Annotated in this window: 23 protein-coding genes; 13 read left to right on the top strand and 10 right to left on the bottom strand. The window is 59.4% G+C overall.

Translation table 11 applies throughout. The features are described 5' to 3' along the window. Positions 1-7: 7 nt before the first annotated feature. The 4 genes from ABD837_RS02200 to alaS all read right to left on the bottom strand — a co-directional run bounded on the left by ABD837_RS02200 (position 8) and on the right by alaS (position 5,514). The gene (locus ABD837_RS02200; protein WP_345049750.1) at positions 8-979 is read right to left on the bottom strand and encodes an LIC11966 family surface protein; all 972 of its coding nucleotides are present in this window, start codon (positions 977-979) and stop codon (positions 8-10) included. A gap of 40 nt (positions 980-1,019) precedes the next feature. Next, a complete protein-coding gene (locus tag ABD837_RS02195) occupies positions 1,020-1,796 on the bottom strand; it encodes a TonB family protein (RefSeq protein ID WP_345049747.1) in 777 nt (258 codons plus the stop codon). 342 nt (positions 1,797-2,138) lie between these two features. Next, positions 2,139-2,828 carry an energy transducer TonB gene (locus ABD837_RS02190; RefSeq protein WP_345049746.1) on the bottom strand — a complete coding sequence of 230 codons (690 nt, stop codon included), beginning with the start codon at positions 2,826-2,828 and terminating at the stop codon, positions 2,139-2,141. A gap of 4 nt (positions 2,829-2,832) precedes the next feature. After that, complete coding sequence (gene alaS, locus ABD837_RS02185) at positions 2,833-5,514, bottom strand: alanine--tRNA ligase (protein WP_345049743.1); 2,682 nt, start codon at positions 5,512-5,514, stop codon at positions 2,833-2,835. 125 nt (positions 5,515-5,639) lie between these two features. On the opposite strand from alaS, the gene ABD837_RS02180 reads away from it, so the two are divergent. The 5 genes from ABD837_RS02180 (at position 5,640) to ABD837_RS02160 (ending at position 9,885) form a co-directional block, all read left to right on the top strand. After that, entirely contained in the window at positions 5,640-6,011 is a 372-nt protein-coding gene (locus ABD837_RS02180) for a MerR family transcriptional regulator (RefSeq protein WP_345049742.1), read from the top strand. Between the two features lie 6 nt (positions 6,012-6,017). Then, a complete protein-coding gene (dprA, locus tag ABD837_RS02175; RefSeq protein ID WP_345049740.1) occupies positions 6,018-7,157 on the top strand; it encodes a DNA-processing protein DprA in 1,140 nt (379 codons plus the stop codon). Between the two features lie 271 nt (positions 7,158-7,428). After that, positions 7,429-8,220 carry a hypothetical protein gene (locus tag ABD837_RS02170; protein WP_345049738.1) on the top strand — a complete coding sequence of 264 codons (792 nt, stop codon included), beginning with the start codon at positions 7,429-7,431 and terminating at the stop codon, positions 8,218-8,220. Beyond that, the gene (locus tag ABD837_RS02165; RefSeq protein ID WP_345049736.1) at positions 8,217-9,062 is read left to right on the top strand and encodes a hypothetical protein; all 846 of its coding nucleotides are present in this window, start codon (positions 8,217-8,219) and stop codon (positions 9,060-9,062) included. Before ABD837_RS02170 ends, ABD837_RS02165 begins: the two co-directional genes overlap by 4 nt. A gap of 10 nt (positions 9,063-9,072) precedes the next feature. Continuing rightward, positions 9,073-9,885, top strand: coding sequence for an aminotransferase class IV (locus ABD837_RS02160; RefSeq protein ID WP_345049733.1), 813 nt, complete (start codon positions 9,073-9,075; stop codon positions 9,883-9,885). Here the strand turns inward: ABD837_RS02160 and ABD837_RS02155 are convergent. The 3 genes from ABD837_RS02155 to ABD837_RS02145 form a co-directional block, all read right to left on the bottom strand. Continuing rightward, complete coding sequence (locus ABD837_RS02155; RefSeq protein WP_345049731.1) at positions 9,851-10,381, bottom strand: energy transducer TonB; 531 nt, start codon at positions 10,379-10,381, stop codon at positions 9,851-9,853. The two genes, ABD837_RS02160 and ABD837_RS02155, sit on opposite strands and share 35 nt — an antisense overlap. A gap of 116 nt (positions 10,382-10,497) precedes the next feature. Continuing rightward, positions 10,498-10,836 (bottom strand): hypothetical protein, encoded by a 339-nt coding sequence (locus ABD837_RS02150; protein WP_345049729.1) that lies wholly within the window; start codon positions 10,834-10,836, stop codon positions 10,498-10,500. A 12-nt stretch (positions 10,837-10,848) separates the two neighbouring features. Then, complete coding sequence (locus tag ABD837_RS02145) at positions 10,849-11,643, bottom strand: thymidylate synthase (protein ID WP_345049728.1); 795 nt, start codon at positions 11,641-11,643, stop codon at positions 10,849-10,851. A gap of 16 nt (positions 11,644-11,659) precedes the next feature. Between ABD837_RS02145 and ABD837_RS02140 the strand changes: the two genes are divergently transcribed. Beyond that, positions 11,660-12,328 carry a hypothetical protein gene (locus ABD837_RS02140; protein ID WP_345049725.1) on the top strand — a complete coding sequence of 223 codons (669 nt, stop codon included), beginning with the start codon at positions 11,660-11,662 and terminating at the stop codon, positions 12,326-12,328. An 81-nt stretch (positions 12,329-12,409) separates the two neighbouring features. On the opposite strand, the gene ABD837_RS02135 is transcribed toward ABD837_RS02140, so the two are convergent. Both ABD837_RS02135 and ABD837_RS02130 read right to left on the bottom strand, forming a co-directional pair. Continuing rightward, complete coding sequence (locus ABD837_RS02135) at positions 12,410-12,616, bottom strand: hypothetical protein (protein ID WP_345049723.1); 207 nt, start codon at positions 12,614-12,616, stop codon at positions 12,410-12,412. A gap of 88 nt (positions 12,617-12,704) precedes the next feature. Beyond that, the gene (locus ABD837_RS02130; RefSeq protein WP_345049721.1) at positions 12,705-13,163 is read right to left on the bottom strand and encodes an ankyrin repeat domain-containing protein; all 459 of its coding nucleotides are present in this window, start codon (positions 13,161-13,163) and stop codon (positions 12,705-12,707) included. A gap of 388 nt (positions 13,164-13,551) precedes the next feature. On the opposite strand from ABD837_RS02130, the gene ABD837_RS02125 reads away from it, so the two are divergent. The 5 genes from ABD837_RS02125 (at position 13,552) to ABD837_RS02105 (ending at position 18,881) form a co-directional block, all read left to right on the top strand. Next, on the top strand, positions 13,552-15,852 hold the full coding sequence (locus ABD837_RS02125) for an efflux RND transporter permease subunit (RefSeq protein ID WP_345049718.1): 2,301 nt from the start codon (positions 13,552-13,554) through the stop codon (positions 15,850-15,852). 54 nt (positions 15,853-15,906) lie between these two features. Beyond that, positions 15,907-16,395 carry a hypothetical protein gene (locus tag ABD837_RS02120; protein ID WP_345049716.1) on the top strand — a complete coding sequence of 163 codons (489 nt, stop codon included), beginning with the start codon at positions 15,907-15,909 and terminating at the stop codon, positions 16,393-16,395. 346 nt (positions 16,396-16,741) lie between these two features. Next, positions 16,742-17,557, top strand: a complete 816-nt coding sequence (locus ABD837_RS02115; RefSeq protein ID WP_345049713.1) for an oxygenase MpaB family protein — start codon at positions 16,742-16,744, stop codon at positions 17,555-17,557. Between the two features lie 222 nt (positions 17,558-17,779). After that, positions 17,780-18,196 carry a ribosomal maturation YjgA family protein gene (locus ABD837_RS02110; RefSeq protein ID WP_345049711.1) on the top strand — a complete coding sequence of 139 codons (417 nt, stop codon included), beginning with the start codon at positions 17,780-17,782 and terminating at the stop codon, positions 18,194-18,196. Between the two features lie 178 nt (positions 18,197-18,374). Then, the gene (locus tag ABD837_RS02105; RefSeq protein ID WP_345049709.1) at positions 18,375-18,881 is read left to right on the top strand and encodes an FKBP-type peptidyl-prolyl cis-trans isomerase; all 507 of its coding nucleotides are present in this window, start codon (positions 18,375-18,377) and stop codon (positions 18,879-18,881) included. A 58-nt stretch (positions 18,882-18,939) separates the two neighbouring features. Here the strand turns inward: ABD837_RS02105 and ABD837_RS02100 are convergent, their stop codons facing one another. Next, a complete protein-coding gene (locus tag ABD837_RS02100; protein WP_345049707.1) occupies positions 18,940-22,758 on the bottom strand; it encodes an AAA domain-containing protein in 3,819 nt (1,272 codons plus the stop codon). A 149-nt stretch (positions 22,759-22,907) separates the two neighbouring features. Here ABD837_RS02100 and ABD837_RS02095 point away from each other — a divergent pair, with 149 nt between their 5' ends. Together ABD837_RS02095 and ABD837_RS02090 are read left to right on the top strand one after the other, a co-directional pair. Beyond that, a complete protein-coding gene (locus ABD837_RS02095) occupies positions 22,908-23,483 on the top strand; it encodes a hypothetical protein (protein WP_345049705.1) in 576 nt (191 codons plus the stop codon). Positions 23,484-23,556: 73 nt separating this feature from the next. Beyond that, positions 23,557-24,873, top strand: a complete 1,317-nt coding sequence (locus ABD837_RS02090; protein WP_345049703.1) for a DASH family cryptochrome — start codon at positions 23,557-23,559, stop codon at positions 24,871-24,873. Positions 24,874-24,956 lie beyond the last annotated feature (83 nt).

Genomic DNA, 24,956 nt, shown 5'->3' with positions numbered 1-24,956 from the left:
GCGGCAATTAGTCGTTCATCACCGGCACGTAGGTATCCATAAAGGTCGTAGCCGTGCGGTTGTAGGCATCGTTGTACTTCTGGCGCTGCTGGTTGAAGGTCGCAATGTGGCCGTTGATGGTCTGCGCGTCGGTTTTGGTGAGGTGGTCCTTGTTCTTCATCAGCTCGGCCATCTGCACAAATTGGTTGGCGCACAGCACCACGTACATGTTGGCGTAGTCGCGGGCGGCGTTTCGGTAGGCCACGTCTTTACCCCGGAAACCCGGTAAGGCCACCAACTCGGCCACGGTTTTTTCGGCTTCGGCGCCCACGGCCACGCGCGCTGCTTCGAACGCAGCGGCATCCTGGGCATTGAGGGCGTCGGTGAGGCGGGCCGTGAATTTCTGCAAGCGGAAATACGGCAGGAAGACTTCGTGCTGGTAGTGGTTTACCTCATCCACAGCCTTGGCGTAGGCCGAAAGCTTGGCCGACTCGCGGGTGGTGCTCAGCGAGAAGCCGTGGGCTTTGGCAAAGCGCTGCTGGGCGGCATCCACAGTGTCGCTCACAACGGCCAGCTTTTTATTGGCCGCCTCCTGCGCATCGAAAAAGCGCTGCATGTTCTCGTAGCTCTCCGAGCGGGTGCTGGCCAGGGCATTCACCTGCTTGAAGTCGGCCGAATACACATCGAGCGTGGTTTTAAAGGCCTGGATGGCGGCCAGTCGAAATTCATCGTTGCCTTTAAAAGGGGCCAGATGCTGGAGCTTGGCTAAGGCTACTTTGTTCTGCTCCACAACCTCAAGGCGACGGTTTTCAATCTTGCGGTCGTTTTCGCTGTGGGCCGCTTTGCTGATGTAGCGCAGGTTTTTCTTAATCAGCTCGACCTGCTCGGCCACAATGGCGTTGTTGTAGACCCCAGGGTCGGCGGCGGGGGTTTGGGCCGCAACGGGCCGGGCAAGGGCGGCGAGCAGGCATACACGAGTAACGTGGGTAAAAAGACGCATAAGCGGGAAAGATGGAAAATGAATGAAATAAAAGACTGAATTACTGGAGCTTGAAGTTGACTGGAATGGTGAAGAAAGTATCGACCGGTTCGCCTGACATCTTACCGGGCTCGAAACGGCCCAGCGCCCACACAGCATCCATTACCGTTGTGTTGAATAGCGGTGAGGGCGATTTCAGGATGCGCACGTTGCGCACGAAACCAGCATCATCAACCAGAAAAGTGGCGAATACCCGGCCGGTTTTCTGCTGCACCAACGCCTCGGGCGGGTAGCTCACATGGCTCGACACGGCGGCGGCAATGGCTTGGTCGCCCCCACCATTCAGCGTGGGTTTTACCTGCGTTTGCGCGTCATATTTCAGCGACTTGCCCTCGGGCGTGAAGGCGGACCCTGAACTACCAAAGAACCCGCTTTTCACATTCGTACGGCTGCGCAGTTTGCCGTTGCGGTAATACTGCACGTAGGCCTGCACCGGCGCGTCGTTCTGGTAACGACAGCGGCTCTTTACCTCGCCCGTTTCGTAATAGCTGGTTTCAGGGCCTTCCTTAATGCGCTGATTAAAGTCAAGGTAGGCTACTTCGCGCCGCAACCGGCCCGAAGGATAATAAATGCGCAACTGTCCGCCGACCGGGTTTTGGTAAACCATCTCCTCGCGGTGGTCGGCACTGTCAGCGGTTGCTACTAAGCGGCCCCGAGCGTTATAGTAATTGGTGCGACCGGCCGGTATGGCTTTCGCGACGACGGGCAGCGACTGAGCGCTCGACACCCCGGCCGATAGCACGAAAAACGCCCCTAAGGCGCTGCAAAATGGGTTCATGTGGCAGAATCGTAACGGTGCAGTGGACAGGGAAGCCGAGCGATAAAGAAACTCAACTGAACACACCACTTCAAAGATGGCGAATAATTGGGGTTAGGCAATACCGTTTTTGACGAGCTGTACTTTCCGGCAGCCACTGCCCGGATTATTTTATAAATCCAGACTTAACCAGCAGCTGTAGCAGCTGCGACTGGCTGAAATAAAAAAGCTGGCTGGTATCGCAATGAAGTGCTGCTTCTGGCTGAGCGCGCTGGACGCGTTAGATGCGGTAGTTTCCTTGTGCGCCCGCTTGCGGGTGCAAACGCACTTTGCCAACGCTCATTACTCGCGTCCGGCTAGTGCTCAAAGCAGGCGGCAGGTGATGGGTATGGTAACGGAGACGTTCACTGCCTTCCGATTTTGTACGGCCGGCTGCCAGCGCCGTAGCCCCACGGTAGCCACCGCCTGCATAGCGGCTGCGTCAAGACTCAGTGAAACACTTTCGAGGATGTGAATATTGGTAATCAGGCCAGCTGACGATACCACGAACCCCACTTTCACCTTGCCTTCTTCCTGGTTGCGCAAGGCCAGGGCTGGGTATTTAAATGCTCGCTGAATGTCACGCACTAGGCGCGTTGTATCGCCGCCGGGATATTGAGGCAACCGCTCGATATACACGCCCTCAGCCAGCGGTTCTGCGCAGTAATAGTCGGTAAGCTGGCCGGCCTTTGTCTCTCGACGCAGGCGTAATTCTTCGCTGGCAAAATAGCAAAGCAGAAGCGAGGAATTGACCCGCTTAATGCGTTGCCGACGTATGGCGCCCCAGGGGAAGTACCAGGTGCGACGGTGCCAGGGTTGGCCGGCTTGGTCCAGCCCAGTCTCTGCTTGTTCGGCGAGCCACTCAGGGCCAGAATGACACTTGTAAACGCGACGAATCCTGCGGCCGTCGTTACTAGTTTCTTCGAAACGGTAAGGCGCAGCCGGTGCGGTGGCCAAGGGTGTGGGCGGCGGCTTGTCGGCGCCGCCCACTAACTTTTTCAGCCAGGTCAGCATTGCGCTACGCTCCCGCCGCGACCAGGCCTTCGGCCTTGGCAATGGCCGCGCCCAGCCCGGCCACGTTCTTGCCACCGGCGGTGGCGAAGAACGGCTGACCGCCGCCCCCGCCCTGGATTTCCTTGGCGAGCTCGCGCACCAGAGTGGTGGCATTCAGCTTGCCGGCCTGGGCAATTTCGTCGGCCAGCATTACGGCTAGCTGCGGCTTTCCGTCGACTTCGGCCCCGAGCACTAGCACAAGATTGGGCACAGCCTGGCGCAGGTTGAAGGCGAGGGTTTTCAGGGCATCCGCACTGCTGGCCTGCACCTGGGCGGCCAGGAATTTCACGCCGTTCAGGTCCTTTACCTCACCTACCAGTTGGTCTTTCTGCTGGTTGATGCTCTGCTGGCCAAATTGCTCAATTTGCTTGCGCAGGTTGGCCATTTCCTCGCTTTGCTTTTCGAGGGTAGTGAGCAAGTGCTGGGGGTTGCCCAGGGTTTCGCGCACCTGGGCCAGTAGGTCGAGCTGCTGGTCGACGAAGGCTTCGGCTGCGCCGGCCGTCACGGCTTCAATACGGCGCACGCCCGCGCCCACGGCGCTTTCGCTCGTGATTTTGCAGTAGCCGATGCTGCCCGTGTTAGCCACGTGCAAGCCGCCGCACAGCTCTACTGAATAGTTTTTATCGAAGGTGATGACGCGCACGAAGTCGCCGTACTTCTCGCCGAACAGGGCCATGGCGCCCAGGTTCTTGGCCTCGGCGATGGGCACGTTGCGGCGCTCATCGAGCGGAATCTGTTGGCGGATGCGCTCGTTTACCAGCTGTTCAATCTCGCGCAGCTGCTCATCCGAAACTTTGGTGAAGTGCGAGAAGTCGAAGCGCAGCAGCTTCTCGTTAACGAGCGAGCCTTTCTGCTGCACGTGGCTGCCCAGCACCTCGCGCAGGGCGGCCTGCAGCAGGTGCGTGGCCGTGTGGTTGTTCTTGATGAGGGCGCGGCGGGCGGCATCGGGCCGGGCCAGAAACTCCTCCGTCAGTTCCTGCGGCAGCTCCAGCGTGGTGTGAATGATGAGGTCGTTTTCCTTCTTCGTGTCAATCACGCGCACCTTGCTCAGGGTCGATTCCAGGTAGCCGGTGTCGCCAATCTGGCCGCCGCTTTCGGCGTAGAACGGGGTTTGGTCGAACACCAGCTGGTACTCCGTTTTGCCCTTTTTGTCGACTTTGCGGTAGCGCAGCAGGCGGGCCGTGGCCTCGTCCTGGTCGTAGCCCACAAACACGTTAGGCGCGTCGTGCTCCGTTACCGTCACCCAATCGCTCTGCTCGGTTTCCTGGGCGTTGCGGCTGCGGTTTTTCTGCTGCGCCAGCTCCTTCTTGAAACCTTCCTCGTCCACCGTCAGGCCCTTTTCCCGGGCAATGAGGGCGGTAAGGTCGAGCGGGAACCCGAAGGTATCAGACAGTTCAAAGGCAGTTTTACCATCAATTACGCCGCCGTTCGCGCGGGTGCTTTCTTCCAGCGCGTCGAGGCGGCGCAGGCCGGTTTCCAGCGTTTTCAGGAAAGCAATTTCCTCCTCCTCAATCACGCGCTGCACGAAGGCCGTCTGGGCTTTGAGCTCGGGGAAGATGTTGCGCATCTGCTCGGCCAGCACGGGCACGAGCTTGAAGAGGAACGGCTGCTTCTGATTGAGCGACGAGAAGGAGTAGCGCACAGCCCGGCGCAGAATGCGCCGGATGACGTAGCCGGCCTTCACGTTGCTGGGTAATTGGCCGTCGGCAATGGTGAAGGCGATGGTGCGGATGTGGTCGGCAATCACGCGGATGGCGATGTCCGTTTTCTCGTTCTCCGTAGTAGGCTGGTCCGTGACCTTGGCAGGCGCGGTGCCGTGGTAGGCCACTCCTACTTCGGTAGCAATAAACTGAATGAGCGGCTGGAAGACGTCGGTGTCGTAGTTAGATTTCACGCCCGACACGGCCATCATCAGGCGCTCGAAGCCCATGCCGGTGTCCACGCTCTGCTCGGGCAGCTTGATGAGGGACTTATCGGCCAGGCGCTGGAACTCCATGAACACATTGTTCCACACCTCCACCACCTGCGGGTGGTCGGCGTTCACGAGGTCGCGGCCGGGCGTGGCGGCGCGCTCTTCATCAGAACGCAGGTCGATGTGAATTTCGGTGCACGGGCCGCAGGGGCCGGTATCGCCCATTTCCCAAAAGTTGTCCTTCTTGTTGCCGGGCAGGATGCGGTCGTCGGTGGTGTATTGGCGCCAGAGGTTCTGGGTTTCGGTGTCGGGGCCGGTGCCGTCGGCTTTGTCTCCTTCGAAGTAGGTGACATAAAGCCGGTCTTTTTCCAGCTTGTACACGTCCGTGAGCAACTCCCAGGCCCAGGCAATGGCGTCGGTTTTGAAATAGTCGCCGAACGACCAGTTGCCCAGCATCTCGAACATGGTGTGGTGGTAGGTATCGTAGCCCACTTCCTCCAGGTCGTTGTGCTTGCCGCTCACCCGCAGGCACTTCTGGGTATCGGCAATGCGCTTGTAGGGCGCGGGCTTGTTGCCCAGGAAATAGTCCTTGAACGGGGCCATGCCCGAGTTGATGAACAGCAGCGTGGGGTCGTCCTTCACCACAATCGGGGCCGAGGGCACAATGTGGTGGCCTTTGCTGGCGAAGAAGTCGAGGAACTGTTGGCGGACAGCGGAAGCAGTGGGGAGTGACATAGGAAGCACCAACCCGGGGTTGGCGAATGATGAGAAACCGTTGAACATCTCCGCCAAATAAGCCAGCAACCAGGCATAGCTGCGAATTTTAGGCTACTTTTCGGAGTATTTGCAAAGGTAGCCATATGCCGTATAAGGAGCGCAGCATCGAGAAACAGTACTTCACCATCGGCGAAGTGGCCGCTCAGTTCAAGGTGGCCGAGTCGCTGGTGCGCTTCTGGGAAACCGAGTTTGAGGAACTGCGCCCCCGCCGCAGCAAAAAGGGCAACCGCCTCTACACGCCGCAGGACATCGAAGTTTTCCGCACCATTTATCACCTGGTGAAGGAGCGCGGCTACACCATTCCTGGCGCCCGCGATATGCTCAAGCAAAAGGGCCCGCAGCTAAAGGAGAAGATTGACGTGGTGCAGAGCCTGGAGAAAGTGCGGGCCTTTTTGATGAGTTTGAAGAAGGAAGTGGAAGCGGCCGGTAAGGCCGAGCCCGACGTTGCCGAATAGCCTTCCATGTCTACCTCTACCACCACCGAAACCCTCTTCCATGAGCTGGCCCTCACGCTGCTGCCCGGCATTGGCCCGCAGCTCACGCGGCAGCTGATGAGCTACGGCGGCGCCGCCAAAAACGTGCTGATGATGCCGCCCGGCAAGCTGCGCCGCATCCCGGGCGTGGGCGATGCCACCATCAAAATCCTCACCGGCCCGGAGCGCGAAGCAGCCTTTCGCAAAGCCGAAGCTGACCTTAAGAAGGCGGAAAAGGACGGCGTCGAAATTCTGTTTTATACCAGTAAGCGCTTCCCCAGCCGGCTTAAGCTGATTCCGGACGCGCCGGCCATTCTCTACTACCAGGGCACGGCCGACCTGAACGCTCCCAAGACCGTGGCCCTCGTGGGCACCCGCCAAGCCACCGACTACGGCCGCGAGCAAACCGAACGCATCATCAAGGGGTTGCTGCCTCACCAGCCGCTGGTGGTCAGCGGCCTGGCCTACGGCATCGACATCATGGCCCACCGCGCGGCCCTGCAGGAAGGACTCGACACCGTGGGTGTGATGGCCACGGGCCTGGACAGAGTCTATCCGCACGCGCACCAGAAAACCGCCGAAAAAATGCGCGAGCAGGGCGGCCTGCTCACCGAGTTCCCCTTCGGCACGCCGCCCGACCGCTACAACTTCCCGGCCCGCAATCGCATCATTGCCGGCCTGAGTGATGGCACGGTGGTGGTAGAAGCCGCAATAAAAGGCGGCGCCCTGATAACTGCCGAGCTGGCCCTAAGCTACGACCGCGACGTGCTGGCCGTGCCCGGTAACCTGAGCTCGCCCGCCTCGGCCGGCTGCAATGCGCTTATTCGTGATAACAAGGCGGCGCTTTACGCAGAGCCGCGCGACCTGGAGCAGCTGCTGAACTGGGACGCGGCCCTGCACCAGTCGGGCAAGTTCAAGCCGGCGCCCTCATACTCAGCTGCGGATTTCACCCCCGACGAGTTTGGCCTGATAACCGTGCTGGCCGAAGCGCCGGGCCGCGAAGTCCAAATGGACGACTTGGCTTGGAAAGCCCAACTGCCCATTCACACAGTTGCCTCACTGCTGCTGGGGCTCGAGTTTCGGGGCGTGGTGCGGGCATTGCCGGGGAAGAAGTTTGCCCTGGTATAGCTGCTGCGTGTACGCTACGCCGAAGCCCCAGTTACTACGCCACCTGCAGGTGCAGTAATTGCTTCCTCAAAGCATGCCCTTTGGATTATGACATACAATTTCAGGTGCAACTCTGGCGTTGGAATAACTTTGCCAGGCACAGAATTTCAGTATGCGTAAATCGGGACAATGGCTAGGACTTCTGCTTGGGGTAGCCGGGTTGTCCACTGCGGGGTGGTGCTACCGAAACGAAGAGTCGCGGCAAACCACCCTTCTACAGGAAATCACGAGGGTGGAAACCGCGTTGGCGGCCAACAACGAACAGGCAGCCCAACGGGCATCTGCGATTGCACGATACATCGCTAGAGAGGTTTGTCGCAACCGCAATCAGGCCCGCGACATCGCGGTTCTCACCCAAACCCAACAGATTGTGGCCCGTACCCAATCTCTCGCAGATACGTTGCGCACCCTACGCCGTAAGCTGCAAAAAAACGGCTCTAACGTCGCTACAACCGACCTGCTGCGCCATCTCGGCCGCTATCAGGCCTTTATCCGTACCTACGTTCCTGACGCCGCTAACCCTACCCGCCCAGTATCTGGAGCACCCGAACCGGATTGGTTCGACCGGTTTTATTTTCAGCATATGCCGCTGGAAGCCCGCCGGGCGGCCCTCACCAAGTTGGAAGCCATTATCCGGCGCAACGCGGCCCAAGCTCTGAGTTTGCAATCGCAAAAAATTGGCTCGTGCTGCATGTGCTTAACTCGGATTGGCGCGATGGCCGTGCCAGCCAGTGAAACCGTTGCGCCCGGCGGCGAATACCAGGCCCGACTGTTTCTGGCCGAAGCCATGTACCTGAATCGGGCAACTATGCAGCTAACTGCCAATGGCCGGAAGGTACCCTTGGATGAAAATGGCGATGGCGTAGGCCGGGTAGCCTTTAGCGTACCGGCCACGACTACTGGTCAAGCTGATACCTTTCCTACCATCTGGCATGGCGTAATCAGAGTACAGATGTGTCCAACGGATTCAGTTTTTGAGGTTGACGTGCCTTTTTCCATCGTAAAGCCTCAATTGTTGAAATGAATACTTCCCGTTCATTGCTCCTACTGGGCTTAATGGTGCTGCTCGGCGGCATTAGCCGGGCGTTTTATGCGCAGCATCAAATGTTGGCCAAGGTTCAACTACAGCTCCAACAGCTCGACCAAATATTGGCCGCCGATAACAACGACACAGCTCAAGCTACCGAAGGCACCTTGAAGGGCTTGCAGGCACAAGTGGTTAAGAACCAAAAACAGCCCACAGACATCACCCTGTATGGGCAGGCCGAAACTTTTTCCCTCCAAGCCGATTCCCTGGTTCGCACGCTCCGCGTTTATCGCCAAAAGCTGCTACGTACAGGCACCAACCCACCAACTGAAATTAACGCTACACCCTACTCTATCAGCCGCCAGCTGAGCAACTTTGAGCTGTGTCGCCAGCAGCTTAATCCGGGAGGTTCTAAACAACTTACCCCCGCCGATTTTAAACACTTACCGCCAGCCGTTGCTCTGGCTCGGCTCACGCTATTGGAAAGCGAAGTGCGCACCACTGAAATCGCTGCACTTCAACAGCTGACTCCCAAGCTAGGGTTCCGTCGCTTAAGCGGACATTTAGAAGCCGTGGCCACCGCCGAGGCCACTGCCGTAGCGCCGGGAACCATCTATCGGGCCAAGCTGTACTTGGCAAAACCGCTGGATGGACTGAGCGTGTCGATGACCTGTAACGGCCATCCGGTGCCAGTGGCCCCCAATGGCCAAGGGCTTGTGCGCTTTAAGGCTCCCCAGCGCCCCGGGCGGGCATCTTGGGTGGGCATTGTTCACATCCAGCAATATGGCCGCGACTCGACATTTGAAGTGCATGTGCCGTATCGCGTGGTCCGGCGCTAGCTTTGGGCTCATGCTTTTGCTGAATAACACTCTCCTTCCCACCGCTGCCCTGCCCCTGCCCAACCGCGGCTTGGCCTTTGGCGACGGCTTTTTCGAAACCCTGGTTTTTACCGCCGGTCACCTGCGGCTGGCTGCCGACCACCACGCGCGCATGCAACAGGCAGCCAAGGCATTCTACCTCACGCTGCCCGAGCCACTAGCTACTCTCGAAGCGCTGGAAACCACTCTGGCCCGCCTCGCGCAGGCCAACGCCCTGCCCGATGCCCGCTTGCGCCTGCAGCTGTGGCGCGCCGGCGGCGGGCGCTACACTCCCACCACCAACACAGCTGAATGGCTGGCCACGGCCGAGCCATTTATCGCCGATGACAATCCCATTGCCAAGGCGGATTTTGCATTGGAAACCCATTCTATTTACTCGCCGCTTAGCTTTTGCAAAGGCCCGCAGGCCTGGCTTTATGTGCGGGCGGCTCATGAGCGCCAACAGCGCGGCCTCGACGAGATTATCCTTTGCGATGCGGCCGGGTACGTGGCCGAGGCTGGGGCCGCAGCTATGTTTTGGCTGAAAGACGACGTGTTGTTCACGCCAGCGCTTGAAACGGGCTGTGTGGCTGGTGTGCGCCGGGCGCAGGTGCTACGGGCAGCGCGGGCGGCCGGCGTGGAATGCCGACAGGGGCTGTATTTTAAAGAGGAGTTGATGGGTGCTGATGCAGCTTTTACTGCGAACGTGGCATCGGTACGGCAGCTAAGGCAAGTTGGCACCACCTCATTCTCACCACTTAGCCAACACACTACTGCATCACAAATCTTCGGGGCACTACAATAGTGTCAATTTTAGCCCCAGCCGCAAACCTGATATGAGCTAACGGTTTAAGTGCCTCTGCATCTAAATCGTCCTTTGCTTTAGCCAGTACTTTTGTGTTCGAATTATCAGCAAGCTCCTCATTTAGCTGACGCTTAATTATTTCCGCTTTAGCAATGCTACCATCGGCCAGCACTATTAGCTGAACATAAATGGTGCCCTCAATTTGAGCCCGCAGGGTAGTTGAGGGGTACTTTGTTTCCCTGTTTATAGCCTGCCAGAATACCTGCGCCGACTGCTGATGCAAAGCACTGGGCTTATCCCAGAATCGAGCAAATGTTTGAGAGGAATCAACCGCAAGTTGTTTAACACGAGGCTTTCGCGATTGGGGTGAGCCTACTGGCACGCCACGCTGCAAATGCAACGGCATACCCGGCGCGGTATAGATTACCTCCCGACTCTGAGCATGGGCCACCACTCGAAAACCAGAGAGTGCTAATAATAAAACGAAGCTTTTCATGGTGCGGTATCTAAGCCCCTCCGAACGCGTTTATGCTCAACATTATTTCGATATTATAAGCATGAGATGCATTCTTTAACTATTGCTTCGATGCAGCATCAAGTCTAACTCACTTCTTACGTAAACCACAACCTTCCCAACGAATACAGCACCAAGCACACGCCTGTCCCGGCCAGCACAATCAGGCAGCTGGAAATGGCATATTCCACATCCAGCGCTGCTTCTGACCAGCCAAAACGATGCAAGCCAGCATGGCCGTGCTGCCGCCACAGGTTAGGCATGCTGATACGTCCCCGCTCTCTAATCCAGAGGCGTACCCAGCCAGCTAGCAGCATCAGCGGGTATACCAGCAGCAAGGTCCCGGTTCGAACCAGCCACCAAACCGTCCCGAATAGGAAGTTCAGGATGGGGCTAATAATAAATTCGCCGAGCAGTTCAGCCAGAAACTCTCCCATACCAATGCCTGATTATACCGCCACTGGTGCCTTTATGGCGGGCCAGGGCTCATAATTTTCAAGTTGGAAATCCTCGTACTTGAACCCGAAAATATCCGTCACGTCGGGGTTGATGTGCATGGTGGGCAGCGCCCGCGGCTCCCGCTCCAGCTGCAGGCGGGCTTGGTCGAGGTGGTTGGAGTAAAGGTGGGTATCACCGCCGGTCCAGATGAATTCGCCGGGCTGCAGGCCCGTTACCTGGGCCACCATGAGGGTGAGCAGGGCATAGCTGGCAATATTGAAGGGCACGCCCAGGAATACGTCGGCTGAGCGTTGGTAGAGCTGGCACGAGAGCTTGCCGTCGGCCACGTAGAACTGAAACAAGGCGTGGCAGGGCTGCAATTTCATCTCCGGCAGCTCGGCCACGTTCCAGGCCGACACGAGGATGCGGCGCGAGTCGGGCTGGGTTTTGAGCTGCTGAATAATCTGGCTGATTTGGTCGATGTGGCCGCCGTGGCCGTCGGGCCAGGAGCGCCACTGGTGGCCGTACACGGGGCCCAGGTTACCGTTGGCATCAGCCCACTCATCCCAGATTTTCACGCCGTTCTCCTTCAGGTAAGCAATGTTGGTATCGCCCTGCAGAAACCACAGCAGCTCGTGGATGATGCTCTTCAGATGCACCTTCTTGGTGGTTACCAGCGGGAAACCATCCGCCAGGTTAAACCGCATTTGGGGCCCGAAGATGGACACGGTACCGGTGCCGGTGCGGTCAGTTTTCACGGTGCCGGTGTCGAGGATTTGGCGGAGCAGGGCTTGGTATTGGCGCATTGGGAAGCTATAGACTATGGCAGTCCACAAAAGTAGCAGGCTTCTCAGTAGCTTATCACCTCAATCGAAACCGAATGCAAGAGAATACCTTTATCGTTTTCACAATCATCTCGACTTCTACAAGGCAACTGTGCTACAACGTTACCAACAACTCATTCCAGTCCTTTTTGTAGCCATTTGTTCGCTGGTTACCATTGTGACTGCCATTCAGGGCAATGTGCTACTTGCGGGTGAGTCTTACGATTTTGCGCCTACCCCGAAGCATTATGGCGGCATGGTTGCCATCGGCTTGATGGTGGCGGCTTACTTCCGCTTTCGGCCTTTTTACAAATACGTGTTAGCAGCAATCTTCTTACTAGCAATGTTCAAGACATTGCTTTTTACGCCCTTGGATTTCCATTTTGAAATCGGTAGCGAAGATTCTCGGCTGCAACTTGATTCGGTAGCATTGGCTTTCGGATTGCTGGTTTATTGGACGAATGCATCTAAGATTAACACTGCAGTCATTGCTGCCTTAAAACCTTCTGAAGAGAAAGCCCGCCAACTGGATTCAATAGAAGTTGAGGAGTTTAAAGATAGATTTTCCCGAAAAACATCTGAGGAGCTTACTCAAATAGTCACTGCCAATTCGCTGGTTCCATCGGCGGTTGCAGCCGCTCGGCAGTTGTTAAAAGAACGCCAGTAAATAACTACCAACAAAAAAAACCACCTCGTTTCCGAAGCGGCTTTTCGTTTTTGAGGCAGCAGAAGCTAATACCCCAAGAAGTTACTTAACTGTGGCCACAGCGGCTTTCGCGGCGGGCTTTACAGCTGCTGTTTTGCCGCCTTTCATGCAGCAGGAGCTTCCGCCGGCCATGCCTTTGGTGCAGGTTTCTTTCTTGCCTTTTTTACCGTCTTTGTCTTGGCCATCGTGGGCGAAAGCGGTGGTGCCGGCGATGGCAAACAGGGCGATGGCAAGCAGGGTCTTTTTCATGGTGGGGAACGAAATGAGGTGGTGATGCAGGAAAAGCAAACACAGCGTTTGCCACCCCTAAATATAAGCAGCCGAAGCCAATGCCTGGCTACTTTAGTTTCTGTTCGAGCAGGGCGATGATGGCGGCATTACCACCCTCCTTGGCCAGCGTCAGGGCATCCTTACCGTCATCGTCTTTGGCGCGGGCGTCGGCGCCACTGGCCAGCAGCAGCGTCACCATGGCGGGGTTGCCTTTGCTCACGGCCGTCATCAGCGCCGTGGTTTTAAAGGCATCAACCTGGTTTACCTGGGCTTTGGACTGCAGCAGCAGCTTCACCAAATCGAGGTTGTTGTTAATCGCCGCCGTGATAAGGTACGTGGTAGCGGAGCCCGGCACAATTTCGATGGCGGCATTGGGGTCGGTGCCGGATTTAAGCAGCGCTTCGGCCGTAGCCAAGTCGCTTTTCAATACTGCTTTTTTCAAGCTTTGGGCCGGAGTAGGGGCCTGCGCGTAGCTGCTGAAAGCAAGTAATGAGAGGGCCAGGGAGAGGATGATAAATTTGGGCACAACCTTAATTAATCAAGTAAAATAAGAGGACTAACTACAAATATGGGAGCCGTTTGGCGAACTGTTTATATCAGCTCTAGCGCTTGTTTATAAAGTGTAACCGATTGGTCGAAAATTGCTAAAACAAGGGCTACGGAGGCTTTTTTAGTCTGGGACTGCTGCAGGTACACGGCCTAACTTCTCCCGCTACCGGCAGAGTTCCCTGGTGCTGGGCCAACTACTGCGAATTGCACGTTGCTGCCCGCAGCTTGCTGGCCAGGCTCCCGAAACAAATACGGAAAGCCGGGCGTTGCCCATAGCTAAGCAACCAGCCGGGCCTCCCTCCACCCGCCCTAGCTCAGCCCCTTTGCGCGGAATTCCGCGCGATGCCTCCCCGCCCTTGTTTGCCATGTCCCTTCGCCGTACTGCCCACCTGGCCCTGCTTGTGCTGGGCTTGCTTTCTGCCCTCAGCGCCTATTACGTGGCGCAGTTGCGGTTCAACTACAATTTCAACGACTTCTACCCCGCCGGCGACCCCGACCTGGACTACTACCAGGGCTACACCCGCCGCTTCGGCAACGACAACGACTACCTACTGCTGGGCGTGGAGGCTCCCACCGGCCAAACCGTGTTTGCGCCTGGCTTCCTGGTCCGGGTCGACTCGCTGACCCAACTGGCCCGGCGCGCGCCGCACGTGGTGGCCGTCACCTCACCCACCACCATCAGCAACCCGGTAGTTGAGGGGCTGGGCTTCTTCAACCTGCCCTACCTGCACCCCGCCGAGCCCGCCCGCCGGACCCAGGACTCGGCCCTGATTTACCGCACGCCCGGCCTCGTGGGCAACGTTTTCAGCGCCGATGCCCGGGCCGTTACGCTGGTCATTCAAACTTCGCCCGACCTCAAAAAACCACCCGGCGACTCGCTGCTAGCCACCTTGCGCGGAGGCCTGGCCCGCCTGCACATCCCCGAAAGCAACTTCCATTTCGCGGGGCGCGCCGTCGCGCAGTCGGTGTTTGTGGACAGGCTGCAGTGGGAGCTGGCCGTGTTCATGAGCCTGTCGGTGCTGCTGGTAACGGGACTGCTCTGGTTCACCTTCCGGACGTGGTGGGGCGTTGTGCTGCCGCTGATAGTGGTGCTCGGAGCCATTTTGTGGGGCCTGGGCGTCATGGGTGCCTGCGGCATCAGCATCGACCTAATGACGGCCCTGCTGCCGGTGATGATGTTTGTGGTGGGCACCTCCGATACCGTCCACATCATCACGCGCTACGTGAGCGAGCTGGGCTACGGTGCTAGCAAGAAGGACGCGCTGCGGGTTACGCTCAAGGAATCGGGCTTTGGCTCGGGCTTGTCGGCGCTTACCACCAGCCTGGGTTTCTTCACGCTGATGACCAGCACCATCCGGCCAATTTATAACTTCGGCCTGTTCACGGGCATTGCGGTATTGCTGGCGTTTGTGTTGAGCTTTACTCTACTGCCTGCCCTGCTCCTGCTGCTCAAAAAACCGCAGCTGCGGGTGCCGCGCGCGCAGGGCCACAGCTGGGACGGCGTGCTGGGCCGCCTGTTCCGGACGGTGCTGGTGCGGCGGCGGCTGATTTTTGTGGTGAGCGGGCTGGTGCTGGCGGCCTCCATCGGGCTGGCCACGCGGGTGCGCATCAACTCCGCGCTGCTGGATGACTTGTCGAAAAACGACCCGGTGCGGCTGGATTTCGCCTTTTTCGAGCGGCAATTTGCCGGGGTGCGCCCCTTCGAGCTGGAGCTGAAGCCGGCCGCTGGCCGCGACATCTACGACCTGGACGTGCTGCGCCAGACCGAGCGCATCGAAACCTATCTGCGCGGCACCTACGGCCTTCGATTCGCCGCCTCCCCCGTCACGCTGGTGAAGTCGGTGCGCAAAGCCCTCAACGGCGGGGGGCTGGCCGAATACCGCCTGCCTGCCGACGCGGCCGAGCTCGCCCGACTGCGCAGCAAGCTCAAGCTCTTCCGCAAGAAGGCCGAATTCAGCGCCCTGGCCCTGCCCGATGGCTCGGCGGGCCGCCTCACCGGCCGCATGGCCGACGTGGGCAGCATTCGGGCCGATGCCCTGAACGACGGCCTGCGCCTCTACTTGCGCTCCAGCATCGACTCGACGGTGCTGCGCACGCGTCTCACGGGCTCGTCCAACCTCATCGACAAAAACAACGAGAACCTCACCCTGAACATGATAACCGGCATGAGCATCGACGTGCTCATGGTCACGCTCATCGTGCTCGCGCTGTTCAAGTCCTTGCGCATGACGGTGGTAGTGCTCATTCCCAACCTCGTGCCCATCCTCATCGTGGCCGGGGTAATGGGCCTGGTTGGGGTGAGCATGAAGGTGAGCACCAGCATCATCTTCACCATTGCTTTCGGCATTGCGGTCGACGATACCATTCACTTCATCAGCAAGCTCCGCCTCACGCTCAGCCACGAGCCCAACCTGTTCAAGGCCGTGAAGCGCACCTACTTAATGGCGGGCAAAGCCGTCATCGTCACTTCCCTGATTCTGGTGGGTGGCTTCTCCACGCTGCTGTTTTCGTCTTTCGACGGCACTTTTTACGTGGGCCTGCTCATCGGCCTCACGCTGCTGTTCGGGGTGGTGGCCGAACTGACGCTGCTCCCGCTGCTGATACTGTTTTTCTACAAGCACAAGCCGAAGGCAATTTTAGAACACTCACCAGAGTCAGTATCCTAAGTTTTTCCGCCCCCGAACGACTAAGCATTACTTTCGATACAGTGACTATTTAGAATGGATAATAAGTCCAACTGTAAGATGAACGGGAAAAGGCTTTCTTGGCTATTAGGTCTACTTCTTGTGTTGGGGGATTGCAGTTGCAGCCGTCAGCCCAATATCTGTAATTGCTGCGCCACAACTTATACAAGCGTAGGTTCGGCACAGAATTGTCTTTCTGAAACAGCGCCGTATAAATCGACAGCTGACGAAAGATTAATACTCATTGCCTTTGTTACTAAAGACATAAAAGCAAATCAGGAATTAGGCTGGAATATTATTAACGACCAAGCGATTATTCAACTCGCCAAGCGGAAGTATCTTCTGGTTACGTTGGACGTGAATGGTTTTCAAAGCCCTCCCGAATTACTTGGACTTATTAAAAAACATAAGAACAGGCCATTCTTCGTGATTGTAAATCAAGCATTATACCCTTTTGCTGAATGGACAACTGTTGAAAATAAAGATTTTATAATTAGCCGACTTGTTAACGGGAACGGACCATAGTATATAATCTGAAGTCTATGGTATGGGAGCACTTCAACTGTTCAAGCCTCCATACTTCTCAATCAAGTTTCCTCTGCTCGGTACATCACATCGGACCGCAGCACGTATTTCCCCCCCCCGCTTTACCTCGCTTCCTTCGTGGTAGAGGCTGTGCCGAAACGCCAGCGCCATGCCCTGTTGCGGCCAGATGCCAGCAAACTTTCAAAGGTGAAAATGGAATCGGTTATCTGCTGCAGTTTCATTATGCAGAATAGGCTCTCATTCAGAAAGAGTAGACTTTGTCAACTTACCAGCCCAAGTTCGAAGAATAAGTGTTAACTTTGCATTTCAAAGTTCTTTTGAACACATGCAATACTTCGTTGCTCCTACTTCCATCGTGCGCCGCATCTGGGGCTCTGCCGATACCGTGCTGTTCATATTCGCCGGGGCCGCGGCCGAGTTTGCCCTGAACAAGGCCGTCGACTGGCTGTACTTCACTGGTCGCCTGCCCGCCGACCCACTGGACCGCTTGTTTTCAACAGTGGACTACGCCCGACGCATTGTGTTTGCCGACCAGGCCGGAGCCGAAAAGGCCATTGACACCATTGCGGCCATCCACGGCGCGGTGGAGGCCAAGCGCGGGCAGGCTATCCCGGCCTGGGCGTACCGCGATGTGTTGTTCATGCTCATTGCGTATTCCATAAAGGCTTTTGAGGTGCTGGAGCGCCCGCTTACCCCAGCCGAATGCGAGGAAATTACGGAAGTATTCTGCCGCGTGGGCCGGCGCATGGGCATCCCGGATTTACCCGATTCGTACGCTGCTTGGCTGGTAGCCCGGCAGCAGCACCTGGCCTACGACACCGCCGCCAGCCATTTTACCACCGACTTATACCGGCAGTACCAGCGCCACCTGGGCCGGCCGCGCTATTGGCTGCTGCGGGCCGTTCAGGGCCTCGTAGTTCCCGAACGGGTGCGCACCCTGCTGGCCCTGCCAACCGGGGCTGCCGTGAAGCCCCCCATCGCCCTGTACCGGGCCAGCCGGCACCTGACCATTAGCCAGTGGGCCAAAAGCGCCATGCTGCCGGCCGAGTACCGGGCCCGCATTCAAGCCCTCGACCTGGCTCCGGCAGTTGCTGAAGAAGTGGTGCCAGTGGCCACGCCCCGCCGCTGCCCCATGCATTAGAGCGGTTTCGGGGCCAGTGTACAGGCTGAACGATGTAGGGGCGGAGAAGGCCCCCGCCCGTCGTTGAACGAAACCGGTCAAGGGGCCTCAACGTCCGGGCGGGGGCAAGCCCCGCCCCTACATCCACTGACTCCGAAACTGCTCTAAGCCGGCCATGTATTTCTACTCCTCGCTGCAAAGTCATCTAATTTCGGGGCCTGCTTCGCTCCCGCTTTCCCTTTCATGCTGAAATTTAGCAAGACGTATTTTCTGATGGCCGTCGGCCTGTTTGTCGTCGAAATAGTTATTGCTCTTTACGTGCACGACCGCCTTATTCGCCCGTATGCCGGCGATTTTCTGGCGACTATTCTGCTGTACTGCATGGTTCGCAGCGTGGTAAGCATCCGACTTAAATGGGCTGTAGCGGCCGTTTTATTTGTCTCGTACCTGATTGAAGGATTGCAGTACGTGGACTTACTCGGCCGACTGGGACTGCAGCATTCGCGCCTAGCGCGCATCGTACTAGGAAGCAGCTTTTCCTGGGCTGACATGCTTGCCTACACGCTGGGCGCCCTGGCCATCCTGATGGTTGAGCGCCTGACCAGGCCCGCTGGCCCTGCCCCAACTAGCCAGCGGCCGAGAATGCAGCTCGAGCGCTGATGTGCCAGACGCAACCATCAGCCGGCAATGAGAATCATGTTTGAGGTTGCTAGTGAACTCTTGCCGATGGTTCGAGGCAACGAATTTGCTAGGCTGGCGCGTTCAGCACTGGCAGGGTGCACCGGCAACGTAGCCAGCGAATGGCCCGGATGGCTTATTTTTACCCAAAAACCACTCTATGAAGAAGTATTTTTCCGGCGCTGTGGCCCGGTTCCTGTTCCCAGCGATTGTAGCTGGCACCGTGTTGGCAACTACTTCATGTTCGAAAGACGAGCCTGCTGCCGTTGCCGAGCAGGATAATTCGGCCGCCGACGATGCGACCCTCCAGAAGTATTTGGCCGACAATAAAATCACCAACGCCAAGAAGCAGCCCTCGGGCTTGTATTACATTCCGGTCGTCACCAATCCCAACGGGCTGCAAGCCACCGCCGGCCGAACCGTGACGGTGAAATACGCTGGCACCCTGCTCAATGGCAATCCTTTTGATTCCGGCACGTTTGCTTTTCAGTTGGGCGCGAAGCAGGTAATCGCAGGTTGGGACGAAGGCATTGCGCTGATGCGTCTCAACGAAAAAAGCATTCTGCTGATTCCTTCCGGATTGGCGTATGGCTCACAATCGCCTTCGTCTGCCATTCCACCCAATTCGGTTCTTCGCTTCGAAGTTGAGGTGACCAAGATTCAATAGGTAGCCGCTACCCGTACTGCAAGCCCGCGCATCCGCTTTCGGAAGCGCGGGCTTTTGCTTACCCGGCTACTGGCAGCACGCCCACCCGGGCCAGCAGCGCCGCGTGGTGCGGGGCCCGGCTCAGCATGGTTTCGTTGCCGAGCAGCACCAGCTGCTGGCGGGCCCGCGTGAGGGCCACGTTGAGCTTGCGGTCTACCTGCCCGGTTTCGTCGGGCGACACCATGAGTTCGAGCTGGTGCTCGTGGTGACAGCAGAAGCTCACGATGATGACTTCGCGCTGGCTGCCCTGGTAGCGTTCCACAGTATCGACGCTGACCTGGGCCAGTGCGGGCAAATCCAATTCCTTGGCCAGCTGCGCCAGCCGCGCCCGGATGCGGGCGGCCTGGTTGCGGTAGCTGGCGATGATGCCAAGCGTGGTTTCGGGGTTGAACTTGGTGCCGTAGCCCTGGGCCACAAAGGCGGCAGCCTGGCCGGCCAACTCCGCTTCCTGGGTCGATTCCTTCATCGACAAATCTTCGGGCTGGCGGCGGGTAGGCACAAAAACGACCCGCTCGCCCCGTAGCCGAGTTGTAAAAGCATCGGAAGCAGCGGGCCAGCTGGCCCGGTCCAGCGGGGCGGCCTGCCAGGGCAGTGGGCAACGCAACTGCCCGTCGTAGAAGTCGTCGTTCACCAGCACAGCCAGTTCCTGGTGCATGCGGTACTGGTCGGCCAGGGTGCCGTGGGCGTGGGGCCAATGAGCTTCGGCCCGGCGAAACAGGCGCTCGAAGTAGGAGTTGCGCAGGTTGCTCAGGCCCAGTTCGGCGCGCAGCAGCTCGGCACATTCGGCCGCCACGGCGCTGGTTTCGGGCTCCTGGGCCACCACGGCGGGCAGCTGGCGGTGGTCGCCGATGAGGATGAACTTGCGCACTTTGGCCAGCAGCGAAAGCATGGGCGCCTCGAGTACCTGGCTGGCTTCGTCTACCACGGCCAAATCGAACTGCTTGAGCATAAACAGCTCGGGCTTGCCCAGCAAGCTCGCCACCGTGCCCACGTAGAACGGACAGGTGGTGAGGCGGCCCCGCACCATCTGGCGGCTGTTGCAGTCGGCCAGCATGTTATCGAGCAAATACGGCCGGTACACCGGGGCCGTACCCAGCCGCGAGCCCACCCGAATAAACGGCAGCCCGGCCTGCACCAGCTGCTCACAGATTTCGTCGACGGCGCGGTTGGTGTAGGCGGCCAGTAGCACCTGCTTGTCCTGCTTGTACAGGTTCACGGCGAGCTCGCGCAGCACCGCGCGGGTTTTGCCCGTGCCGGGCGGCCCGCACAACACAAACCAGTCGGGCACGGCCAGCGCACGGGCCACCACCTCGGGGGCCGTAGTGGCAGGCGGCACGGTGGCGTTCCAGCCTTCGGGCTCGCGGGGCCCGGTACGGGCCAGCAAGCGGCGACGGCGGTCGGCAGGCAGACTGAGGAAAGCCGAAAGCCCGGCCCACTCGCGGCGGAAAGTATCGTAGGTATCGGGCTCCAGAGCCCAGTGCGAGTGGCCGTGCAGGTAGCGCGGGGCCATGCGCCGGTTGCGCACGCTCAGCACCACGCGGCCATCGGCGCCGAGGTCTTCGGCCAGCACCACCTTCACGACCTGAGCATCCAGCACACTAAGCGGAATTCCGGCCGGCGAAATTTCTGCGGCCTCCTCCGGCGCTTTGGCTGTTTTGCCGGCGCGGCGGCGCGGGTAGAGAATGAGGGTGTCGCCGGCCCGGAAGTTGACCTCCCGTCCACCGGCGGGGCGCTGGAAGATGAGGTGCGGGCCGAGACCGTCGCGGGCCTGGTCGTCGGCGTTGCTATGGTCCTCGACGAGCACGAGGTCATCGAGCAGGCTGAAGTTTTGGTATTTGCGGGCCTGTGGCAGCAGCCAGAGGCCGGCCTGCCCGCCGGCATCGCCAGGCCGAGCCTCGTCGCCCAGCAGGGTAAGGCGCATTTCGCGGGCGGCGAAGCGGGCCAACTCCAGGCAATAGGCGCGCTCGACGGGGTCGGCGGCGGCCCAGGCGTTGGCTACTTTTTCGGCCTTGGCTTTGCCGAAGGGCGGCAGCGCCATGAGGTTGGGGTGCAGCACCGGTGCCAGCAGCGCGGCCGTTTGCCGGGGGCCGGTGGCGCGGGCCAGCTGTAATTCGGTGCCCACCAACTGGTTGCGCGCCGAGATAAGCCGGTCAATCAGGTCCTGATCCTGGTCGACGCGCCGCACGGCGGGCTGGCCGCTGGGCGCGTTCGAATACAGGATGCTGGTGCGGCCCCGGCCGGCGGTTTCGCCGTCAGCCCCGAACACCGATTCGAGCAGCAGGCGGTACAGCTGGGCCTGGGCGGCGTGGTTGGTCCAGGGTTCGGCGTGGGGCACTTTGGTGGAGCTTTTCAACTCGACCAAATCGTAGCCGGTGGCGCTTTCATGCAGCAAGTCCAGGCGCCCCTGCAAGCCATAGGTGGCCGAGAGAAAAGTGGGTTCGAGGAAGCAGTCGGCTAAGTTCAACGGCTCCTGCTGGTAGCCAGTGCGGCTGGCGGCCGCGAAGCCCAGGGCGCGGGTTTCGCGCAGGGTGCGGTGGTGGCGGCGCAGGTCGTTCAGCAATTCGGGCACGCCGGTGCGGGTCTGAAATTCGGGCAGCGTACTCAGCGAGAGCGGAGCTGAGCGGAAAAGCCGACCCCGAAAAAACTGCTCCAGGTCGAAGTCTTTCGCGGTTGGTTGCTCGCTGTCAGTGGCTGGCTCGGGCAGAGAAGCTGTTGGGATTTCCGAAGCTTCTGGCACCCCGTCAGTAGCTGCCGCTTCCCTAGGGGCGCTTATTCCCCCTTCAAACGTTGTTTTTAGGCTCTCGAAAAAGCTGCTATTATTCTGTAAAGGCCTGAAAACACCGCTGGAGAGAGTTGAGAGCCTTTCAGAAGGTGTTTTTACCCCATCCAAAGTGGTTATTGGGTTCTCCGCTATTTGGGCCTGTGAGCCATCTAGCTTGGCCATCAGCTCCAACTGCTGCTTTTTGGCGGCTGCTTCCCGCTGCATTCGTAGCTCCTCGTTCCGGCCGGCTTGGCTTACTTCTTCATCCAGCAGCAGGTTCACCAGGTTTCCGACTACCAGCGGGCGCGAGGTTTCATCGGGCAAAAATGCATTTAGCAGCGCCCATTCGGGGATGGTGCCGTCCTTTTGGGCGCACTCAGCCACCGTGGTTACGCTGATGAGGTAGTCGGGTTCGAGTACCACCCGGCGGGCGCGCACGCTGCCATCAGGTAGCAGCACCGGCCCTACAAGGTGCAGCGTGGGATGCAGCGCGGCAGCCAGCGGCAGCACATTCTCGTAGGCCGGCGGCAACAGCAGTTGGAAAGGGCCGACGGGCCGGCCCTCGGCGGACGCGGCCATTTCAACAGTCAGTACGCCGGTAGCCAAATCGGCATGCAGCACCCGCACCCGCCAGACGGTGAGCGCCGCCGCCGGGAGGTTAACCGGCATACCTGCCAGTGGGGCAGTTGTCGGGGAATCTGCCTCCGGAATTTCGGAATTGGCCTTGGGCAAAGCCGGGCCAGTGTATACCCTGCCAGTAAGGCGCAGCAGCAGCCCAGCAACCGCTGCGAAGCCGCGCGCCGCTTCGGCTGGCGTGCCGGGGTAGCTTTCGTGCAGCACTAAGTTGGCGGCCAGGCGCAGGGCTTGCAGCTGCTGGCGCAACGCAACGGGCAGCTCGTGGGTGTACGCGGCCTGGCCAATGGCCTGATTGAGGTCGATAAACGGCGCTTCGCGGGCTTTGCAATCGTCGCGCAGAACGGCTTCGAGCAGCTTGCGCAGCTTGGGCAGCTGGTCGGCGGGCGCGGCCGTAGCATCGGCGGCCAGGTCGGCGAGGCGAGCGTAGTAGTCGGTTGGCATGAGCAGCGCGGTAGAGAGCGGAAGATAAAGATACCGCTCCGGGGCGGTTGTCGGGGCAGCAGTTCGAACCGCTGAGGCACTTTTTGCGATACACAGGTGCCCCGCTGCATCGTGTGGTTTGGCGGCTTTCTCCTTTACACGACTATTTCATGCTGCTGATTCGTTCGCTTTTCCGTTGTTCTTCTGCTTTTGGCTTGCTGAGCCTGCTGCTGCTGTCCCCACCTGCCCACGCCCAGGACGAGGCGGGTATTACCCCCGATTCGCGCCTGCCAGGCCTACTGAGCGAGCGCAAAACCCTGACCGACCGCTACCGCGATGCCAGTGCCCAGCGGCATAGCCTGTTCGGCAACAAGCCTTCCAAAAAGGACCTTCAGGAGGTTGTAGATGCCCTGCAAGGCATCGTAGACAAGGACCAGCAAATCGTGGACGTGCTCAACGAAACCGCCCAAAAAGCCACCACCACCTCGGTTCGCCTAGCGGCCACTACCACCCACCTCGAAACCAGCTCGCGCGACGACCGCAACCTCACGGCCCAGCGCCTCTCCGAGCTCACCAACGAATCCGAAAACATGCGCCAACGCGAAAAGCAGCAGATAGCACGCCTACGCGACCTCGAAGCTGAAGTAGCCGACGCCAAACAGGGCCATTTTGTGCGCGATGCCCTGATTGCCGGCCTCGCCGTGCTGTGCGTGGGGCTGGTGGTGGCGCTGCGGCGGCGCCGCTAACTGGAATGTGTCCGGCCCGCGGGAAGAAATGCGCGGTGGCTTGTTAGGCTGACAAACCGCTTTACCCTCTCGAATGACTGTTCTCTACTGGCTGCGCAACGACCTGCGGCTGCACGATAACGAAGCCCTCACCGCGCTGCCCACCGGCACCACCGCCCTGCTGCCCGTGTACTGCTTCGACCCCGTGGCGCTGGGCCCCGATGCCTACCTGGGCTTGCCGCGCACCGGCCCGCACCGCCTGCCTTTTTTGCTGGAAACGCTCGCCGATTTGCAGCGGAGCTACGCCGCCTTGGGCTCTGGCATTCACTTCGCGGTGGGCCGCCCCGAGGAAGTGCTGCCGGCCCTGGCCCGGCAGTTGGGCGCACAGCTAGTGCACACCAGTACCGAGCACACCACCGAAGAAGAGGACGCCGAGGCTGCGCTCGTGGATGCGTTGCCACCGCAAGCGGCCCTGCGCCGCTTCGAAACCCTGACGCTGCTGCACCCCACCGACCTGCCCATTTCCATCGGCCAGCTGCCGTTTTCCTTCAGCAAATTTCGGTTCGATGTAGCGGCTAAAATGGCGGTGCGGCCCCCGCTGCCCCCGCCACGCCAGTTGCCACCGCTGCCAACGGGTTTTGTGCCCGCGCCATTCCCTACGGCTGCCATACTGGATAGCCAGCTTGGGCAGTCGGCGCTGCTGCTGGTTTCGCCCGAACCCCGCTCGGCCCTTCCAGTGCTGGGCGGGGGCGAAATTGCCGGCCTGGCCCGCCTGCACGACTATGCCGTGGAGCGCCACTTGATTGGCCGCTACGACGACACCCGCAACTACATGCTGGGGGAAGCCTTTAGCACCAAGTTTTCGCCCTGGCTAGCCAACGGCAGCCTTTCGGCCCGTCAGATTTGGGCCGCCATTGATGGGTATGATGCCACCCACGGCGCGCGCAGCAAAGGGGCGCTGCAACTGCGTCTGGAGCTGCTCTGGCGCGATTACTTTCGCCTGCTGGCCCACAAAGCCGGGCCGGATTTCTTCCGCTGGCGCGGCCTGCGCGGGCAGGTGCCCAAGCCCGTCCAGCCCGACCGGGCGGTGTTTGCGGACTGGGCCGCCGGGCGCACCGGCAACGCGTTTGTCGATGCCAACATGCGCGAATTGACGGCCACGGGATTCATGAGCAACCGGGGCCGCCAGAACGTGGCCAGCTACCTCATTCACGACCTGCAGCAGGACTGGCGCTGGGGCGCGGCCTGGTTCGAGCACCAGCTCATCGACCACGACGCGGCCTCGAACTGGGGCAATTGGAAGTACATCGCCGGCACTGGCACCGACGTGCGCGACACGGCCTTCGATGTAGCCCAACAAGCCCGTCGCTACGACCCTCAGGGCCGTTACGTGCGCACCTGGAGCAAGTAGCACCGGTGTGTGCAGGTTTGGAAGTGGCTCGTCAGGTACCTGCCGTGGCCGGCGCTCCGGCCACGGGCCAGTTAACTTCGCGG

The sequence above is a fragment of the Hymenobacter glaciei genome, assembly GCF_039539585.1.
GTDB classification, from domain to species: domain Bacteria; phylum Bacteroidota; class Bacteroidia; order Cytophagales; family Hymenobacteraceae; genus Hymenobacter; species Hymenobacter glaciei.
This window is presented reverse-complemented; position numbering and strand designations above follow the sequence as displayed.

Bases quoted from the DNA above. Each gene is read 5' to 3' on its own strand.
- ABD837_RS02160 (WP_345049733.1), top strand. From the start codon at position 9,073: ATGCTTTTGCTGAATAACACTCTCCTTCCCACCGCTGCCCTGCCCCTG.
- ABD837_RS02180 (WP_345049742.1), top strand. From the start codon at position 5,640: ATGCCGTATAAGGAGCGCAGCATCGAGAAACAGTACTTCACCATCGGC.
- ABD837_RS02145 (WP_345049728.1), bottom strand. From the start codon at position 11,643: ATGCGCCAATACCAAGCCCTGCTCCGCCAAATCCTCGACACCGGCACC.
- ABD837_RS02115 (WP_345049713.1), top strand. From the start codon at position 16,742: ATGCAATACTTCGTTGCTCCTACTTCCATCGTGCGCCGCATCTGGGGC.
- ABD837_RS02155 (WP_345049731.1), bottom strand. From the start codon at position 10,381: ATGAAAAGCTTCGTTTTATTATTAGCACTCTCTGGTTTTCGAGTGGTG.
- ABD837_RS02090 (WP_345049703.1), top strand. From the start codon at position 23,557: ATGACTGTTCTCTACTGGCTGCGCAACGACCTGCGGCTGCACGATAAC.
- ABD837_RS02150 (WP_345049729.1), bottom strand. From the start codon at position 10,836: ATGGGAGAGTTTCTGGCTGAACTGCTCGGCGAATTTATTATTAGCCCC.
- ABD837_RS02200 (WP_345049750.1), bottom strand. From the start codon at position 979: ATGCGTCTTTTTACCCACGTTACTCGTGTATGCCTGCTCGCCGCCCTT.
- ABD837_RS02120 (WP_345049716.1), top strand. From the start codon at position 15,907: ATGGATAATAAGTCCAACTGTAAGATGAACGGGAAAAGGCTTTCTTGG.
- ABD837_RS02140 (WP_345049725.1), top strand. From the start codon at position 11,660: ATGGCAGTCCACAAAAGTAGCAGGCTTCTCAGTAGCTTATCACCTCAA.
- ABD837_RS02195 (WP_345049747.1), bottom strand. From the start codon at position 1,796: ATGAACCCATTTTGCAGCGCCTTAGGGGCGTTTTTCGTGCTATCGGCC.
- ABD837_RS02165 (WP_345049736.1), top strand. From the start codon at position 8,217: ATGAATACTTCCCGTTCATTGCTCCTACTGGGCTTAATGGTGCTGCTC.
- ABD837_RS02135 (WP_345049723.1), bottom strand. From the start codon at position 12,616: ATGAAAAAGACCCTGCTTGCCATCGCCCTGTTTGCCATCGCCGGCACC.
- ABD837_RS02125 (WP_345049718.1), top strand. From the start codon at position 13,552: ATGTCCCTTCGCCGTACTGCCCACCTGGCCCTGCTTGTGCTGGGCTTG.
- ABD837_RS02100 (WP_345049707.1), bottom strand. From the start codon at position 22,758: ATGCCAACCGACTACTACGCTCGCCTCGCCGACCTGGCCGCCGATGCT.
- ABD837_RS02110 (WP_345049711.1), top strand. From the start codon at position 17,780: ATGCTGAAATTTAGCAAGACGTATTTTCTGATGGCCGTCGGCCTGTTT.
- dprA (WP_345049740.1), top strand. From the start codon at position 6,018: ATGTCTACCTCTACCACCACCGAAACCCTCTTCCATGAGCTGGCCCTC.
- ABD837_RS02095 (WP_345049705.1), top strand. From the start codon at position 22,908: ATGCTGCTGATTCGTTCGCTTTTCCGTTGTTCTTCTGCTTTTGGCTTG.
- ABD837_RS02105 (WP_345049709.1), top strand. From the start codon at position 18,375: ATGAAGAAGTATTTTTCCGGCGCTGTGGCCCGGTTCCTGTTCCCAGCG.
- alaS (WP_345049743.1), bottom strand. From the start codon at position 5,514: ATGTCACTCCCCACTGCTTCCGCTGTCCGCCAACAGTTCCTCGACTTC.
- ABD837_RS02190 (WP_345049746.1), bottom strand. From the start codon at position 2,828: ATGCTGACCTGGCTGAAAAAGTTAGTGGGCGGCGCCGACAAGCCGCCG.